16 protein-coding genes are annotated in these 17,146 nt (G+C 68.2%); 14 read left to right on the plus strand and 2 right to left on the minus strand.

Annotated elements, in window-relative coordinates; all coding sequences use genetic code 11:
• Nucleotides 1-8: 8 nt before the first annotated feature.
• The gene (locus IED13_RS24165) at nt 9-1,022 is read left to right on the plus strand and encodes an AMP-binding protein (protein WP_191125711.1); all 1,014 of its coding nucleotides are present in this window, start codon (nt 9-11) and stop codon (nt 1,020-1,022) included.
• A 68-nt stretch (nt 1,023-1,090) separates the two neighbouring features.
• Nucleotides 1,091-1,381 carry a hypothetical protein gene (locus IED13_RS24170; protein ID WP_133564163.1) on the plus strand — a complete coding sequence of 97 codons (291 nt, stop codon included), beginning with the start codon at nt 1,091-1,093 and terminating at the stop codon, nt 1,379-1,381.
• Here the strand turns inward: IED13_RS24170 and IED13_RS24175 are convergent.
• On the minus strand, nt 1,362-2,048 hold the full coding sequence (locus IED13_RS24175) for a ceramidase domain-containing protein (RefSeq protein ID WP_191125712.1): 687 nt from the start codon (nt 2,046-2,048) through the stop codon (nt 1,362-1,364). The two genes, IED13_RS24170 and IED13_RS24175, sit on opposite strands and share 20 nt — an antisense overlap.
• Nucleotides 2,049-2,182: 134 nt before the next feature.
• Between IED13_RS24175 and IED13_RS24180 the strand changes: the two genes are divergently transcribed.
• The 9 genes from IED13_RS24180 to lexA all read left to right on the plus strand — a co-directional run bounded on the left by IED13_RS24180 (nt 2,183) and on the right by lexA (nt 10,563).
• Entirely contained in the window at nt 2,183-2,500 is a 318-nt protein-coding gene (locus IED13_RS24180) for a YARHG domain-containing protein (RefSeq protein WP_191125713.1), read from the plus strand.
• 128 nt (nt 2,501-2,628) lie between these two features.
• Complete coding sequence (locus tag IED13_RS24185; RefSeq protein WP_038367534.1) at nt 2,629-4,140, plus strand: helicase HerA domain-containing protein; 1,512 nt, start codon at nt 2,629-2,631, stop codon at nt 4,138-4,140.
• A gap of 241 nt (nt 4,141-4,381) precedes the next feature.
• Nucleotides 4,382-5,416: an aldo/keto reductase gene (locus IED13_RS24190; RefSeq protein WP_191125714.1), complete on the plus strand. Its 1,035-nt coding sequence runs from the start codon at nt 4,382-4,384 to the stop codon at nt 5,414-5,416.
• A gap of 190 nt (nt 5,417-5,606) precedes the next feature.
• Complete coding sequence (locus IED13_RS24195) at nt 5,607-6,224, plus strand: anthranilate synthase component II (protein ID WP_191125715.1); 618 nt, start codon at nt 5,607-5,609, stop codon at nt 6,222-6,224.
• 16 nt (nt 6,225-6,240) lie between these two features.
• Nucleotides 6,241-7,254: an anthranilate phosphoribosyltransferase gene (gene trpD, locus IED13_RS24200; RefSeq protein WP_191125716.1), complete on the plus strand. Its 1,014-nt coding sequence runs from the start codon at nt 6,241-6,243 to the stop codon at nt 7,252-7,254.
• An 11-nt stretch (nt 7,255-7,265) separates the two neighbouring features.
• A complete protein-coding gene (trpC, locus tag IED13_RS24205) occupies nt 7,266-8,078 on the plus strand; it encodes an indole-3-glycerol phosphate synthase TrpC (protein ID WP_191125717.1) in 813 nt (270 codons plus the stop codon).
• A complete protein-coding gene (gene moaC, locus IED13_RS24210; protein ID WP_191125718.1) occupies nt 8,075-8,557 on the plus strand; it encodes a cyclic pyranopterin monophosphate synthase MoaC in 483 nt (160 codons plus the stop codon). The genes trpC and moaC overlap by 4 nt, the downstream gene beginning before the upstream one ends.
• Nucleotide 8,558: 1 nt before the next feature.
• Nucleotides 8,559-9,770, plus strand: a complete 1,212-nt coding sequence (locus tag IED13_RS24215; RefSeq protein WP_191125719.1) for a molybdopterin molybdotransferase MoeA — start codon at nt 8,559-8,561, stop codon at nt 9,768-9,770.
• Between the two features lie 82 nt (nt 9,771-9,852).
• On the plus strand, nt 9,853-10,563 hold the full coding sequence (gene lexA, locus IED13_RS24220; protein ID WP_038367545.1) for a transcriptional repressor LexA: 711 nt from the start codon (nt 9,853-9,855) through the stop codon (nt 10,561-10,563).
• On the opposite strand, the gene IED13_RS24225 is transcribed toward lexA, so the two are convergent.
• Entirely contained in the window at nt 10,557-12,836 is a 2,280-nt protein-coding gene (locus IED13_RS24225; RefSeq protein WP_191125720.1) for a ComEC/Rec2 family competence protein, read from the minus strand. The two genes, lexA and IED13_RS24225, sit on opposite strands and share 7 nt — an antisense overlap.
• Nucleotides 12,837-13,005: 169 nt before the next feature.
• On the opposite strand from IED13_RS24225, the gene gltX reads away from it, so the two are divergent.
• From gltX to IED13_RS24240, 3 genes are all read left to right on the plus strand, one after another.
• A complete protein-coding gene (gltX, locus tag IED13_RS24230) occupies nt 13,006-14,424 on the plus strand; it encodes a glutamate--tRNA ligase (protein ID WP_191125721.1) in 1,419 nt (472 codons plus the stop codon).
• Between the two features lie 306 nt (nt 14,425-14,730).
• Complete coding sequence (gene gltA, locus IED13_RS24235; RefSeq protein ID WP_038367551.1) at nt 14,731-16,020, plus strand: citrate synthase; 1,290 nt, start codon at nt 14,731-14,733, stop codon at nt 16,018-16,020.
• 136 nt (nt 16,021-16,156) lie between these two features.
• Nucleotides 16,157-17,146, plus strand: a complete 990-nt coding sequence (locus IED13_RS24240) for a Bug family tripartite tricarboxylate transporter substrate binding protein (protein ID WP_191125722.1) — start codon at nt 16,157-16,159, stop codon at nt 17,144-17,146.

Below are 17,146 nucleotides of genomic sequence, written 5' to 3' on the forward strand. Positions count from 1 at the left end.
GACCGTCGATGCGGGCTGAACAGGACGAAGCCACCGCCCTGCTCGACGGGCTCGACCTCGACGCGTTGCTTTCGGCGCTGACCCGTGGGCGCGGCTATGAGGCAGCCCTGCGCGATCCGCCCGGCCGGCGCGGCTGGAGCGACGTCAACCCGGCCTCGATCAACTTCCTGCAGCTCGACCAGCGCATCGACCGGCTGGCGAGGCTGCTCTCGATCAACAAGGGGCAGCCCGGCGCGAGTGTCGCGATCCTGGCTCCGCTTGGCCCCGAGGCGATCGTTTCCATTCTGGCCTGCCTGCGGGCGGGCTTGTCGCCCCTGATGCTGCCGCTCCACGGCAACGAACTCGAATTGCTCCGGCTGATCGAGGCATCGGACGCGGTGATGGCGCTCGGGGTCAGCCGGGTCGGCCCGCTGCGCCCGCTGCTGACGCTGCGCAATCTGGCGATGCGTGCCTTCAGCACCCGCTTCGTCGGCGGCTTCGGCCCCGATATCCCCGACGGCGTCGCACCGCTCGACATGCTGATGGCGAATGCCTCGCTGCATCCGCTGCCGACCATCACCGAGCGGCCGTCGCTCCAGGTCGTGGATGCGGCGACGATGGCCGGGCCGCTCGTCGTGCCCGAGCGCGACGTGCTCGGCAAGGCGCTGGAGCTGTCGCGGCTCTTGAAGCCGGTCACCTCCTCGCGCATCGTCACGACCATGGTCGGGGGCGACCTCGCGGCGCTGGCGAGCGGGCCGGGCATGGCGATGCTGACGGGGGTCGAGCTTTTACCGCTCGGCCTGTTCAACCTCGGCGATCTGCAGGCCTGCATCGAGGGCGGCCGCCATGTCCATCTCGTCCTGCCCGGCGAGATGGAGCCGGCGCTGGCGCATTCGCGGCTGGCGAGCCACACTGCGCTGGCGAGCGTCGTCTTCGTGCAACGGACCGGCCAAAGCGCCTATCCGGCGCTCGACCGGCCCGATCTCGCCATCGTCGACATCGATGCCCGCTCGGCGGCGGACATCACGGTTGCGAGACGTTAGAATCAGAGGCGGAACAGCGCCCGTATCTACGCGTTGATCAGGCCGGGCGCGCCAATGGAGAGTTCGCCATGCTCATCGTCAGCCTCGTTTCGCTTTCGCTCTCCTCCGGCCTGATGGTTCCCGTCGCCGATGGGCCGCCGAAGTTCAACATCGAGGCGACCTGTCGCGATGTCGGCAAGTCGAGCAACAGCGTCGGCGGCACGGTCAGCGCCTGCCGCACGGATGAGGAAAAGGCCCGCGACGACCTCACCGCGAAATGGTCGCAATACCCCGTTGCCAAGCGCAACACCTGCGTCGAGGGGGCGAAGCTCGGCGGGCCGCCGAGCTATGTCCAGGTGATCACCTGCCTGGAGATGTAGGCCCGGCCTCCGCGCCCCTGACTGCTTCACGGCCCGGAAGCGCCGCGCGCAGCAGGCAATAGAGCACCAGCGCGTTCAGCAGGTGCCAGAGCCAATGCGTGCCGATCGGCAGCGCCCCGCAGAGCGCGCCATCCGTGCTGCGCCATGTCAGCGAGACGGCGAAGGCGAGGCCGGCCAACGAGACGAGCCGCCGCACCCGGCCCAGTTCCGGCCGGCGCGGCAATGCAGCGGCGATGCCGAACAGCCCGAGCAGGAAGGCGGCATAGCCGGCGGAGCCGGCCATGATCGGCGGCAGCACGGCACGCCCGGCCCAGGACAGGGCCAGCGCAACGCCGAAGAAGGCGAGCGTTCCGGCCGCGGTCACGGCCGGGGAAGCGCCGAGGAAGCGGCGCAGGGCAAAAGCGAAATAGCCGAAGGCGAAGAGCTGGATCGGCACGACATCGGCCGCCAGCGTCCAGCCATCGGGCATGGTGTGGAACAGGAAGGAGCCGATGCCGATGGTCAGGACGAGCAGGATCAGCGCGAGCGTGACGGCCTCGCCCCTGCCATGGCGCCGCCAGAGCCACAGAGCGGCGAAACCGGCGATGAGAAACGCCGCATTCGTCACGGCATTGAGCGGCTCGGCCCAGAAGCCAGCATCCAGCCTCTCGCAATAGCCGAATCGCATCCGCAGGGTTCCCGGTTCGAGCCTGTGTCAGTGGAAGCCTGTCGTCATGACACGGTCATGTCGCGGTTTCCCGCTTGTTTCGGGCGCCGGGCTTCTTCACAACGTCGCGAGAACCGGCTGAGGAGGATATCGCCATGCGCCGCTGCATTTCTTCGGGCCTGCCGCTCGGCGGCGCGCTGGCCGGATCGGGCTTGGTTGGATCGGTTTTGGCGATCCTGCTGGCGGCCGGCCCGGCCCAGGCCCAGTCGGAACGCTGCGCCGATCTGTGGACATCGCGCAACGAGATCTACAAAGCGCGAGGCTACTGCTTCCGAACCCAGCGCGCGATCGACGCCTTCGGCAATGCCGGCTGCCAGTACGACGCCATCGAGGACGTGCCGCTCTCGGCCAATGACCGGCGCGCGGTCGCCGACATCGTCCGGCAGGAACGGGAGCTGCGCTGCCCGCGCTGAGCTGACCTCACTCCAACGGCGATTGCCTGTGGAATGCAGCTCTGCCCTGCGTCCGGCGGGGACGAGGCCATGCTAGAAGCGCCGGCCGCGCTTCTGCGCACCATCATTCAAGGCGATTCACGACCGGCATGACGACGGCAATCGAGATGGGAACGACACGGACCGGCGAGCCCGGTCTCATCGATCTCGCCGAATTGCTGGCGACGCGCCTGCTCGTCCAGGGCAATTCCGGCTCGGGCAAGTCGCATCTGCTGCGACGCCTGCTGGAGCAGAGCGCCCCGCTCGTGCAGCAAGCCATCATCGATCCGGAGGGAGACTTCGTCTCGCTCGCCGACCAGTTCGGCCATGTCGTGGTCGATGCCGAATGCGGCGAGGCGGAATTGCAGCGCGTCGCGCTGCGCGTGCGCCAGCACCGCGTCTCGGTGGTGCTGAACCTTGAGAACCTCGAAGCCGACGATCAGTTGCGCGCCACCGCCGCCTTCCTCGGCGGGCTTTTCGACGTCGACCGCTCGCTCTGGTTCCCGATGCTGATCGTGGTCGACGAGGCCCAGCTCTTCGCGCCGGTGATGGCGGGCGAGGCCTCCGACGAGGCGCGCCGGCTCTCACTGGGCGCCATGACCAACCTGATGTGCCGGGGCCGCAAGCGCGGGCTCGCCGGCGTCATCGCGACCCAGCGCCTCGCCAAGCTCGCCAAGAACGTCGCGGCGGAAGCCTCGAACTTCCTGATGGGCCGCACCTTCCTCGACATCGACATGCAGCGCGCCGCCGACCTGCTCGGCATGGACCGACGCCAGGCCGAGATGTTCCGCGACCTCGAGCGCGGCCAGTTCGTCGCGCTCGGCCCCGCTTTGTCGAAGCGCCCGCTGCCGATCCGGATCGGCGCGGTGAGTTCCGTAGACCGTGGCAGCGCGCCGGGGCTGATGCCCCTGCCCGAGCAGGCGCCGGAGGATGCCGGCAAGCTGATCTTCACGCCGGGCGAGGACGAGCCGCCGCCGATGGCCCGGCCGGTCCGCCCGGCTCCACGCCCACGCCCGAATCCGAGCGAGGTGCTGCGCCAGATCGAGACCTATCGCCCTGCCCCGCTGCCGGAGCCCGAGCCGGAGATCGAGCTCGAGCCAGCGGAGCGCGAGGCGATCATGGCCGAGATCCTGCGCGAGCTGATGGCCGACCCCGAGGCGCGCTCGCGCCAGGTCGCGGTGCTGTATCAGGATTTCACCGTGCGCTGCCGGATGCGGCGACTCGGCCGGACCCATCTCAGCCTCGAGGAATTTCGCCGCAAGCTCGCCGTGGCGCGCGCCGGCGTGAACGACAGCATCGCAGCGAGCGAGGGCTGGCAAGCGGCGGTGGAAGCGTCCGGCACCTTGCCGGAGGACCTGCAAGGGTTGTTCCTGTTCATTGCCCGCACGGCGATCGAAGGCGGAACCTGCCCGAGCGACGCGGAGCTGGCGCGGGTCTATGGCAGCCATTCGCCGAGCCGGGCGCGGCGGCTGCTCGGCTATATCGAGGAACGCGGGCTGATCGTCTGCCATGTCGATTTCCGCGGCCAGCGCACGCTGGCCCTGCCGACGCTCGGCGTCGAGACCGCGCCGGGACTGGCCCAGCCGCGCACCGCCGGCATGCCGCGCAGCGCGCGCGGCTGAACCGCCCTTTTCTACAAAACCTCCAGGTCATCCCGGGCTTGACCCGGGATCCATCGTAAGGCGTCCAGCTCGGCGATGGATCCCGGATCTCCGCTTCGCTGCGTCCGGGATGCCCCGCGCTCCGATGTCCGCCGCGTGGTGCGGGATCGATGACTTCAACTCACGAATGATGTTCCCCTGGACGGGCTAATCGCGCCGGCACGGCGCCTCCATGTTTGCGGCCTCACAGGAGATTCTGACCATGGACTATCGGCGTTTGGGCCATTCGGGACTGAAGGTTCCCGCCCTCAGCTTCGGTGCGGGCACCTTCGGCGGACAGGGGCCGCTCTTCAGCGCCTGGGGCAATACCGATGCCCAGGAGGCCCGCCGCCTCGTCGACATCTGCCTCGAAGCCGGGCTCAACCTCTTCGACACGGCGGATGTCTACTCGAACGGTGCCTCCGAGGAGGTGCTCGGCGAAGCGATCAAGGGCCGGCGCGACAAGGTGCTGATCTCGACCAAGACCACGCTGCCGATGGGTGACGGCCCGAACGATTCCGGCTCCTCGCGCAGCCGGCTGATCAAGGCGACCGAGGATGCGCTGCGCCGCCTCGGCACCGATTACATCGACCTGCTGCAATTGCATGCCTTCGATGCCGGCACCCCGGTCGAGGAGGTTCTCTCGACGCTCGACGAGCTCGTCCGGGCTGGCAAGCTGCGCTATGTCGGCGTCTCCAATTTCTCCGGCTGGCACGTGATGAAATCGCTCGCTGCCGCCGAGCGTCATGGCTGGCCGCGCTATGTCGCGCATCAGGTCTACTACTCGCTCGTCGGGCGCGATTATGAATGGGAATTGATGCCGCTCGGCCTCGACCAGGGCGTCGGCGCCCTGGTCTGGAGCCCGCTCGGCTGGGGCCGACTCACCGGCAAGATCCGCCGCGGCCAGCCCCTGCCCGCTTCGAGCCGCCTGCATGAGACCGCCGCATTCGGGCCGCAAGTCGAGGACGAGCAACTCTATGCCATCGTCCACGTGCTCGACGCGATCGCGCAGGAAACCGGCAAGAGCGTGCCGCAGATCGCGCTCAACTGGCTGCTGCAACGGCCGACCGTGTCCTCGGTCATCATCGGCGCCCGCAACGAGCAGCAATTGCGCGACAATCTCGGCGCCGTGGGCTGGAACCTGACGCCGGAGCAGGTCGCGAGGCTGGACGCCGTGAGCGAGCGCCCTGCGCCCTATCCCTATTCCCCCTATCGTCGACAGGAAGGTTTCGCGCGCCTCAACCCGCCTGCGGTCTGAGTTGCCTCTCAAAAAACCGAGCCCTCATCCTGAGGAGCGCCGCGAGGCGCCATTCCCAAGGGAATGCCTCCTCAGGATGAGGACTCGGAATCTTGCCCGCCGACTTGGAACCTCGTCCGCGCCCCGCGCAAAACTTGACCACCCCGCCCCCGAACGTGCATGACCTCAAGCCGCATTCACAGGTCCGGCCATGCGCGTTCTGTTGATCGACAACTACGACAGCTTCACCTGGAACCTGGTCCACCTGATCGGTGGGCTGGGCGCCGAGGTCGATGTCTGGCGTAACGACGCGCTCACGGTCGAAGAGGCGCTCAACGGCGAGCACGACGCGATCGTGCTCTCGCCCGGCCCCTGCACGCCCAACGAAGCCGGCATCTGCCTCGATCTCGTGCGCGAGGGCGCCGGCGTGAAGCCGATCTTCGGCGTCTGCCTGGGCCTGCAGGCGATGGGACAGGCCTTCGGCGGCGATGTCGTGCGGGCAGCCCTGCCCATGCACGGCAAGGTCTCACCGATCAAGCACCGGTCGCGCGGCCTGTTCCGTGGCATCAACGGCCCGCTGCAGGCGACGCGCTATCATTCGCTGGTCGTCGACCGGGCAACCTGCCCCGCGGTCTTCGACATCGAGGCGGAGACCGATGACGGGCTGATCATGGCGCTGTCGCATCGCGAATTGCCGATCCACGGCGTCCAGTTCCATCCGGAGAGCATCGCCTCCGAGCATGGCGCCACGATCCTGCGGAACTTCCTCGACCTCGCCCAGCGATGGCTCAGCGAGCACGAAGCTGCCGCCCTGTCCCCATCCGCCTGATTTCCGCAGAGTTTCCATGGACGATTTCAAACCCTTCATCGCCAAGGTCGCCACCGGTGCGAGCCTCTCGCGAGAGGAGGCGCGCGACGCCTTCGACACGATTCTTTCAGGCGAAGTCACGAACGCGCAATCCGCCGCCTTCCTGATGGCGCTGCGCGTGCGCGGCGAAACGATCGACGAGATCGCCGGCGCCGTCGGCGCCATGCGCGGCAAGATGATGTCGGTGAAGGCCCCGGCCGATGCCATCGACATTGTCGGCACCGGCGGCGATTCGTCGGGTTCCTACAATGTCTCGACGCTGGCCTCGATCATCACCGCCGCTTGCGGCGTGCCTGTCGCCAAGCACGGCAACCGCGCGGCGTCGTCACGTTCGGGCGCGGCGGACGTGCTGACCGCGCTCGGCGTCAAGGTCGGGCTCGACCCGGCCGGCACGGAACGCTGCATCCGCGAGGCCGGCGTCGGCTTCATGTTCGCGCCGACGCATCACGCCTCGATGCGCCATGTCGCGCCGGTGCGCACCGAGCTCGGCACGCGCACCATCTTCAACCTGCTCGGCCCGCTCTCCAATCCGGCCGGCGTCAAGCGCCAGCTCGTCGGGGCCTTCTCCGAGACCTGGCTGGAACCGATGGTCAAGGTGCTGGCCACGCTCGGCTCGACCCGCGTCTGGGCCGTGCACGGCTCGGATGGACTCGACGAGATCACCACCACCGGTCCGACCCGCGTCGTTTCGCTGGAGAACGGCAAGATCGAGAGCTTCTCGATCAGCCCGGCCGATATCGGCCTCGCCCTCGCCAAGCCCGAGGATCTGCGCGGCGGCACGCCCGAGCAGAACGCCGCAGCCCTCAATGCCGTGCTTGGCGGCGAGAAGACCGCCTTCCGCGACATCGCGGCCTTCAATGCGGCGGCGGGACTGCTCATCGCCGGCAAGGCGGGGGATCTGAAGGACGGCTTCGCCCAGGCCACGGCCGCGCTCGATTCCGGCAAGGCCAAGGCGACGCTCGCGAAGCTCATCGCCGTCTCGAACGGCTGAGGAGGCTGGCCATGACCGACATCCTCGCGAAGATCGAAGCCTATAAGCGCCAGGAGATCGCCGCCGCCAAGGCTGCGATCCCACAGGCCGAGATCGAGCGCCGCGCGCACGCCGCCGGCAAGCCGCGTGGCTTCGCCGACGCTCTCGCCGCCAAGGTTGCAGCCGGGACGCCGGCGCTCATCGCCGAGATCAAGAAGGCGAGCCCGTCCAAGGGGCTGATCCGCGCCGATTTCGACCCGCCGGCGCTGGCACGCGCCTATGCGGCGGGCGGCGCGGCCTGCATCTCGGTGCTGACCGACGCGCCCTCCTTCCAGGGCCAGCCGGAATTCCTGACGCAAGCGCGCGAGGCTTGCGGCCTGCCGGGGCTGCGCAAGGATTTCCTCTACGACCCCTATCAGGTCTTCGAGGCCCGCGCCTGGGGCGCCGATTGCATCCTGATCATCATGGCCGGCGTCGACGACGCCACCGCCCGGGTGCTCAACGACACGGCGCGCGAACTCGGCATGGATGTCCTCGTCGAGATCCATGACGATGCCGAGCTCGACCGGGCGCTCAAGCTCGAAAGCCGGCTGCTCGGCATCAACAACCGCGACCTGCGCAGCTTCAACGTCGATCTCGCCGTGACCGAGCGGCTGGCGCCGCGCGTGCCGTCCGACCGCATCGTCATCAGCGAGAGCGGCATCTTCACCCACGCCGACATTCAGCGTCTCGGCAAGGTCGGCGTCGAAACATTCCTCGTCGGTGAAAGCCTGATGCGACAGGCCGATGTCGCGGCCGCGACCGCGCTGCTGCTCACCGGCAAGGCGCGCGAGAACGCGGCGTGAGCCGGCTCAGCCATCTCGACGCGCAAGGCGCCGCGCATATGGTCGATGTCGGCGACAAGGCCGAGACCGGCCGCATCGCCGTCGCCGAAGGCTGCGTCGTGATGGCGCCTGAAACCATCGCGATCGTGCGCGACGGCAACGCCAAGAAAGGCGATGTGCTCGGCACAGCCCGGCTCGCCGGCATCATGGCGGCCAAGCGCACCCATGAACTGATCCCGCTCTGCCACCCGCTGCTGCTGAGCAAGATCGCTGTCGATCTCGAACTGGACGAGGCCCTGCCCGGCGTGCGCGTCCGCGCCGAGGTCAAGATGAAGGGGCAGACCGGCGTCGAGATGGAGGCGCTGACCGCCGTCTCCGTCGCCTGCCTGACCGTCTACGACATGGTCAAGGCCGTCGACCGGGCGATGCGGATCGAAGGCATCCGCCTGCTGCACAAATCCGGCGGACAATCCGGCGATTACGACGCCAAGGCGCTCTGACATGGCTCTCACCCCGGTTCCCGTCGCGCTCAAGGCCCTGCTCGACAGCGTTCCGGGGCCGACGGGCAGCGAGATGCTGCCCCTGGCGCGCTGCGCCTGGCGCGTGCTCGCGGCCGATGTGAAGGCGCTGCGCACCCAACCGCCTTTCGCCAACTCCGCCATGGACGGCTATGCCGTCCGCGCCGCCGACATGGAAGCCGGCAAGCAACTCCGCGTGATCGGCGAATCCGCGGCGGGGCGGCGTTTCGACGGCAGCGTCCGCCCGGGCGAGGCTGTGCGGATCTTCACCGGCGCGCCGATGCCGGAGGGCGCAGACAGCGTCCTCATGCAGGAGAATGCCGATGGCGTCGGCAGCGAAACCATCACGGTGCGCGTGCCGGCCCATAAGGGCCAGTTCGTCAGGGCGGCCGGGCTCGATTTCCGTCACGGCGACGTGCCATTGACGGCTGGGCGCGTGCTCGACAGCGCCGCGCTTGGCCTCGCCGCCGCGATGGGGCATCCGCAATTGCCGGTACGCTGCAAGCCGCGCGTCGCCATCCTCGCCACCGGCGACGAATTGGTGGCGCCGGGCGAGCCGACCGGGCCGGACCAGATCGTCGCCTCGAACTCCTTCTCGCTGATGGCACTGGTGGAAAAGGCCGGCGGCGAGGCGCTCGACCTCGGCATCGCCCGCGACGATCACGACGACCTCGCGGCGCGGATCGCCGCCGCCCAGGCCGCGGAAGCCGACGTCCTGATCACCCTCGGCGGCGCCTCCGTCGGCGATCACGACCTCGTGCAGGAGGCGCTGAAGCGGGCCGGCATGAGCCTCGGTTTCTGGAAGATCGCGATGCGGCCGGGCAAGCCGATGATGACCGGCCGGCTTGGCCGCATGGTGGTGCTCGGGCTGCCCGGCAATCCGGTCTCGTCGATCGTCTGCGGCCATCTCTTCCTGCTGCCGCTGATCGAGGCGCTGCTGGGCATGGCCGATCCGGATCGTGACCGCAGCATTCCGGCGATTCTCGGAAAAGATATGCCGGCTAATGATGAGCGCGAGGACTATCTTCGCTCGGATCTTGCCCTGACGCCGGCCGGCTGGATGGTGACGCCCTTCGACAGGCAGGATTCCTCGATGCTGGGCACCTTGGCGCGCGCCAAGGCCCTGACGATCCGGCCGGCGCATGCAGAGCCGGCTCACAAAGGCGATATCTGCCGCATTCTGCCGCTGCGGTAGCAGTCGCTTGCGGAACACAAGGCGAACAGTTATAGTGTTCTGGCTTTGTTTCGAATCTGTATCGCGGGCACCGGCGGGGACCATGCTGACACGCAAGCAACACGAACTCCTGCGCTTCATCCAGGAACGCTTGCGCGAAAGCGGCGTGCCCCCTTCCTTCGACGAGATGAAGGATGCGCTCGACCTGCGCTCGAAATCCGGCATCCACCGGCTGATCATGGCGCTGGAAGAGCGCGGTTTCATCCGCCGCCTGCCCAATCGGGCGCGGGCCCTCGAAGTCATCAAGATGCCGGACGGGCTCGCTGGCCCGCAGCCGCGACGCTTCAACCCGGCCGTCGTACAGGGCGGCCTCGGCTCGCAGCCCTCCCTCGCCAAGCCGCGCCCTGCCCCGGCCGATGACGACGCCCGTTCCCCGGTCGCGATTCCCGTCATGGGCCGCATCGCCGCCGGCACGCCGATCTCGGCGATCCAGAGCCGCAGCCATACGGTTTCGCTGCCGCCCGACATGCTCGGTTCGGGCGAGCATTATGCGCTCGAGGTGCGCGGCGATTCGATGGTCGAGGCCGGCATCCTCGACGGCGACACCGTGATCATCCGCAAGCAGGACACGGCAAACACCGGCGACATCATCGTTGCGCTGATCGACGAGGAGGAGGCGACGCTGAAGCGTCTGCGCCGGCGTGGCTCCTCGATCGCGCTCGAAGCCGCCAATCCGGCCTATGAGACACGCGTGCTGGGCCCCGACCGCGTCAAGATCCAGGGCCGGCTGGTCAACCTGCTGCGCCGCTACTGAGCGAACTCGGCCTCGTCCGACGCGACCTCCGGAGCAGCAGAGGCCCGTGTCGCAGCGGGGGCCGGCGCGCTGGGCCGAGCTGCGGCTTCGGAAGGCTTGCGGCGGCTCCAGGGCCGGTCTGCGACGGCGTTTTCCGAGGAATGGCTGCGCCAGCCGAAGGCGGCGCGGTAGAGCGAGGTTGCACCGTCCCGCGACAGCGCCATCCGATCGACGAGCCTGGCCTCGCAAGGCGCGCTCCAGGGAATGTTGGTGACGACGAGATCGGCGCGGCGGCAATCCTCGATGATGGCGATCCGATCCCGGGCATAGGAGATGCTGCGCCCGTCGGCGGTTCGGACGATGCAGGCATTGGCGTCGCAGGCGATGCCGGCACGCAGGGTCGCGTCGTCCGGCGCGCGGCTGTCGCCATCGGAAGCGAGCCATTGCTGCAGGACGAAGCGGCTCGGCCGGCCGGCGATGGCGAGGCGGCCGTCGCTGCCGCGCACGGCGATGCCGGAGCCGTCACGCTCGATCAGGATCTCGGGCCGCTCCGGCTTCGCGGCGAAGGCGACGCCGAAGATGAGCGGCAGCGCCGCCAGCCAGCGCAGCCCCGTGGTCCAGAGCGTGATCCAGAGCAGCGAAGCGGCAAAGGAGAGCAGCACGGCCTGGCCGAATGCCACCACCGTCACGGTCGAATGGTCGATGGTGGCGACCCAATGCGCGACTTTCAACACGATGTCGGAAGCGAGCCCCATCAGCGCCCAGGCCGGCCAGTCCAGACCGAAGGGGTAGGCCAGCACGCCGAACACCGCCGCCGGCATCACGAAGAGCGAGACGAAGGGCAGCGCCATGGCATTGCCGAGCAGGCCGAAGGGATTGAAAGTCTGGAAATGATAGGCGCCGAAGGGCGCCGTCGCGGCCGTGGCGAGGAGCGTCGTCACCACGATGCCGAGCGAGGCCGTCCAGAGCGTGCCCAAGGGCCAGGGCAAGGCCGTCGGCGGCTTCGACCGGTCGCGCTTCTCCCAGCGCTCGGCGAAAGCGACCAGCGCCGCGACCGCACCGAAGGACATCTGGAAGCTCGGGCCGAGCAGGGCCTCGGGCTCGCGCAGCAGCACGATGATCGCGGCGAGCGCGAGATTGCGCATGCTGAGCGCCGCCCGGTCGACGAGGATCGCGCCGAGCATGACCAGCGTCATGATGAGCGAACGTTCCGTCGCGACGTCGCTGCCGGAGAAGATGCAATAGGCGGTGGCGCCGATCATCGCCGCGATCGCCGCGATCTTCTTCACCGGCCAGCCGAGCGCCAGCGTCTGCGACAGCGCCAGCAGAGCCCGCACGAGCCAGAAGATCGTCCCGGCTGCAAGCACCATGTGCAGGCCGGAGATCGAGACGATATGATAGATACCGGCGGCGCGCAGATCGTTGTTCGACGCCTCGGTGATGAGGCCGCGCTTGCCGGTGACGAGCGCGGCCGCGACCGCCCCGCCCTGCCCGCCGCCGACGCTGGCGATGCGCTGCGTGAGGATGTTGCGCGCCTTGTCGATCTCCACGTCGAGCGCGAGGCGCCATGGCAGGGGATGCGGCGCCGGGACGAGTGCGATCTTGCCGGCGATGCTGCCGACGGCGCCGATGCCGCGGAAGAAGGCGTCGCGCCCGAAATCATAGCCTCCGGCGCGGGCCGGCCCCGGTGGCGGCAGGAGCCGCGCGGTGCCGGCGATATGGTCGCCGGGCGCGACCGTGCCGCTGCGAATGTTGACGCGCACGCGCTTCGGCCGGCTCTCGGGCGGCACGCCGGCGATGTCCGTCACCACCAGGACGAGGCGGGCGCCGGCATCGCGCGCCTCGACGCTCTCGACGAAGCCGGTGATCTTGCCGATGCGCGGCCGCTCCAGCATCGGCGCGGCGATATCGGCCGTGCGCCAGACGCCTGCTGCGAAGCCGGCGAAGGCCGCGGCGAAGGCGATGCAGACTGCGGCAGCGGCGGGTCGCAGACGCAGTGCGACAGCGAGGCCGCCGGACAGGACGAAGCCCGCGAGCGGCGCCCAGAGTGCGGGTTCCCGATCGGCGGCGAAATAGAGCAGGATGCCGAAGCCCATCGCCACGGGCAGCCACAGGAACGGGCGGCGGCGCTCGGCCTCCTGCGCCAACGACGCGCCAAGCCAGTCCCGCAGCGCCTGGAGGCGCTCGGCCAGCGGCAGGCTTCCCAGCGCGACTGGCGGCAGGCGCGCCGGCAGGATGCCGGCGACGGCCCTCAGCGCGCTCCGGCGCTCCGGCGATGCAGGTTGCCGCGCCATCCCCCTTCCCAGCCCCTGCCTGTCGGTTGCGCATTGAACGCTTAACCGCCCGGCGAAGCCATGTTACAGGGCGCGCGCTGGTTGTCATGCACGCTTTGGCGTGAAGGCCGGCGCCACATCCTCAAGTCTTGCCCCGGGCGGTTTCATCGCCCGGTCGGAGCTGCCTTCCATGAGCAACGCCGTCGTCACGCGCTTTGCGCCGTCCCCCACCGGATTCCTGCATATCGGCGGCGCCCGCACCGCGCTGTTCAACTGGCTCTATGCCCGCCGGCACGGCGGCAAGATGCTGCTGCGAATCGAGGACACCGACCGCGAACGCTCGACCGACGCCGCCATCGCCGCGATCCTCGACGGGCTGGAATGGCTCGGCCTCGATTGGGACGGACAGACGGTCTACCAGTTCCAGCGCGCGGCACGGCACCGCGAGGTGGCCGAGCAGATGCTCGCCGCCGGCAAGGCCTATTATTGCTACGCCAGCCAGGCCGAGCTCGAGGAGATGCGCGAGAAGGCGCGCGCCGAAGGCAAGCCGCTGCGCTATGACGGGCGCTGGCGTGACCGCGATCCGGCGACCGCCCCGGAAGGCGTGAAGCCGGTGATCCGGCTCAAGGCGCCGCAGACCGGCGAGACGGTGGTGAATGACGAGGTGCAGGGCCGCGTCGTCTGGCAGAACGAGAATCTCGACGACCTCGTGCTGCTGCGCTCGGACGGGACGCCGACCTATATGCTCGCGGTCGTCGTCGACGATCACGACATGGGCGTCACCCACATCATCCGCGGCGACGACCACCTGACCAACGCAGCTCGCCAGACCCAGATCTACGATGCGCTGGGCTGGGACGTGCCGAGCATGTCGCATATCCCTCTGATCCACGGGCCTGACGGAGCCAAGCTGTCCAAGCGCCACGGCGCGCTCGGCATCGATGCCTATCGCTCGATGGGTTATCTGCCGGCGGCGCTGCGCAACTATCTCGTGCGGCTGGGCTGGAGCCATGGCGATCAGGAGATCTTCTCGACGCAGGAGATGATCGACGCCTTCAACCTCTCCTCGATCGGCCGCTCGCCGGCTCGCTTCGACTACGCCAAGCTGGAGAACCTCAACGGGCTCTATATGCGCCAGTCGAGCGATCGTGATCTGCTCGAGGCCCTCAAGGTCATCCTGCCCGAGATCGGTCCGGCACGGGAGCTCGGCCCCACGCTCTCGCCCGAGCTGGAGGCGAAGTTCCTGGCCGCCATGCCGGGGCTGAAGGAGCGCGCCAAGACCCTGATCGAACTGCTCGACAGCGCCTTCTATCTCTATGCGCAGCGCCCGCTGCAGCTCGACGACAAGGCCAAGAGCCTGCTCGACGAGGCCGCGCGCGGCCGCCTGCCCGCGATCGCCGGGAAGCTCGCCGCCGTCGGCGACTGGGCGGCGGCGTCGCTGGAAGCCGCCGTGCGCGCCTTTGCCGAGGAGAACGGGCTCAAGCTCGGCCAGGCCGCTCAGCCGCTGCGGGCCGCCCTGACGGGCCGGGCGATGTCGCCGGGATTGTTCGACGTCATGGCGGTTCTGGGCCGCGAGGAGACGCTGGCGCGGCTGGCCGACCAGGGTTGAGGCGGCGCCTGCGCGTGCCTGGCGCGACAGCCGGATCGCTATGCTTGGGAGGCGGCACAAACCGCCTTTCGGCTCGGTTGAATGCATGGGGCAAATGGTCTAGTGACGCGCAAGTGCATTGCGCCGCACAACGGCACAGGGCACGAAAATTGCTTGTAAATCAGTCGCATGGATTGCCTTTGCCCCTTCCGTTGACATGCTCTCGTCACGTCAGGCTATTCGGATGAAGGACCTTCCGCGGAGAACCGCGGACGGGGCGCGCAAAACACGGCCGAACAGCAGCGAGCCTTGAAAGGATCGGTATCGATGAGCGGAAACACCAGCCAGCTGAAGGTCGGCGACAAGACCGTCGACATGGCGATCAAGGAGGGGTCGGTCGGCCCCGCCGTCATCGACATCGCCAAGCTCTACGCCCAGACGGGCATGTTCACCTATGACCCCGGCTTCACCTCCACGGCGAGCTGCGAGTCGCAGATCACCTATATCGACGGCGATGCGGGCGTGCTGCTCTATCGCGGCTATCCGATCGAGCAGCTCGCCGAGCATGGCGACTTCCTCGAGACCTGCTATCTGCTGCTCTACGGGGAGCTGCCGACGGCCGCGCAGAAGGCCGATTTCGACTATCGCATCACGCGCCACACCATGGTGCACGAGCAGATGGCCCGCTTTTTCCAGGGCTTCCGCCGCGACGCGCACCCGATGGCCGTCATGGTCGGCTCGATCGGCGCGATGTCGGCCTTCTATCACGACTCGACCGATATTTCGGACCCGCAGCAGCGCATGATCGCCTCGATGCGGATGATCGCGAAGGTGCCGACGCTCGCGGCGATGGCCTATAAGTACACGGTCGGCCAGCCCTTCGTGTATCCGCTGAACTCGCTGGACTACACCTCGAACTTCCTGCGCATGTGCTTCGCCGTCCCGGCCGAGGAGTACAAGGTCAATCCGGTGCTGTCGCGCGCGCTCGACCGCATCTTCATCCTGCACGCCGACCACGAGCAGAACGCCTCGACCTCGACGGTGCGTCTGGCGGGCTCGTCGGGCGCCAACCCCTTCGCCTGCATCGCGGCCGGCACGGCCTGCCTCTGGGGCCCGGCCCATGGCGGCGCCAACGAGGCGGCGCTGAAGATGCTGGAGGAGATCGGGACGGTCGACAACATCCCGAAATTCATCGCCAAGGCGAAGGACAAGAACGATCCGTTCCGCCTGATGGGCTTCGGCCACCGGGTCTATAAGAACTACGATCCGCGCGCCAAGATCATGCAGAAGACCACGCATGAGGTGCTGAACGAGCTCGGCATCAAGGACGATCCGCTGCTCGACGTCGCGATCGAGCTGGAGCGCATCGCGCTCTCGGACGAGTACTTCATCGAGAAGAAGCTCTATCCGAACATCGACTTCTATTCGGGCATCACGCTGAAGGCGATGGGCTTCCCGACCTCGATGTTCACCGTGCTCTTCGCCGTCGCCCGCACGGTCGGCTGGATCGCGCAGTGGAAGGAGATGATCGAGGATCCGTCCCAGAAGATCGGCCGTCCGCGCCAGCTCTACACCGGCTCGCCGAAGCGCGACTACACGCCGATCGGCCGCCGCTGAGAGCAATGCCAGCGTAAGAACGACAGGGCGCGGCCAGATGGCCGCGCCCTTATTGTTTCGGATAATTGATATCGCCGGCGGCGATGACGCTCAGGACGAGGCCGCTACAGTCGTCTCTCTTTTCGGGAGACGCTTCATGACCAGCCATAGCTTTATCGACCGCCGCTCGTTCCTGGTCGGCGCCGGCGCCGCCGGACTCGCGGCAACCTCGGCCAGCGCGCAGGACAAGTATCCGACCCGCCCGATCACGCTGATCGTGCCCTTCGCCGCAGGCGGCTCGACCGACATCGTCGCCCGGCTGGTCGGGCAGAAGATGAGCGAACTGCTCGGCCAGAACGTCGTGATCGAGAACCGCAGCGGAGCCGGCGGCAATGTTGGCTCCACCGCCGTCGCCCGCGCGGCGCCCGATGGCTATACGCTGCTGCTCGGCACGATCTCGACGCACGCCCTCAACCCGGCGATCCTGAAGACCGTCACCTTCGACGCCGTGAAGGACTTCACCCCGATCTCGCTCCTGGCGATCGTCCCTAATGTGATGGTGGTGAACCCGAGCTTCCCGGCCAAGACGGTCAAGGAGGTGCTGCAGGTGCTGAAGGACAATCCGGGCAAGTATTCATACGCCTCCTCCGGCGTCGGCACGCCGCTGCATCTCTCCGGCGAATTATTCAAGTCGATCGGCAACGTCCAGATGAACCATGTGCCCTATCGCGGCGCCGGCCCGGCGCTGAACGACGTCGTCGCCGGCGCGGTGCCGATCATGTTCGACAACCTGCCCTCCTCCGCCGGATTCATCCGGAACGGGCAATTGCGGGCGATCGGCGTCACCACCCGGGAACGGGTCGCCTCCTTCCCGGATGTTCCGACCATCGCCGAGGGCGGCCTCACCGGCTATGAGACCTATACCTGGAACGCTCTCTTCGGGCCGGCGAACCTGCCGCGCCCCATCGTCGAGAGGATCAATCAGGCCGCGAACCAGGCGCTCAAGGACGAGACCGTGAAGAAGCGGCTCAACGATGTCAGCGCCGATATCGTCGGCTCGACGCCGGAGCAGCTTGGCGAGCACGTCAAGACCGAGCTCGCCAAATGGGGGCCGATCGCCAAGGCGTCCGGCGCGGTCGTCGAGTAA

The organism is Allobosea spartocytisi (genome assembly GCF_014764685.1).
Classification (GTDB): Bacteria; Pseudomonadota; Alphaproteobacteria; order Rhizobiales; family Beijerinckiaceae; genus Allobosea; species Allobosea spartocytisi.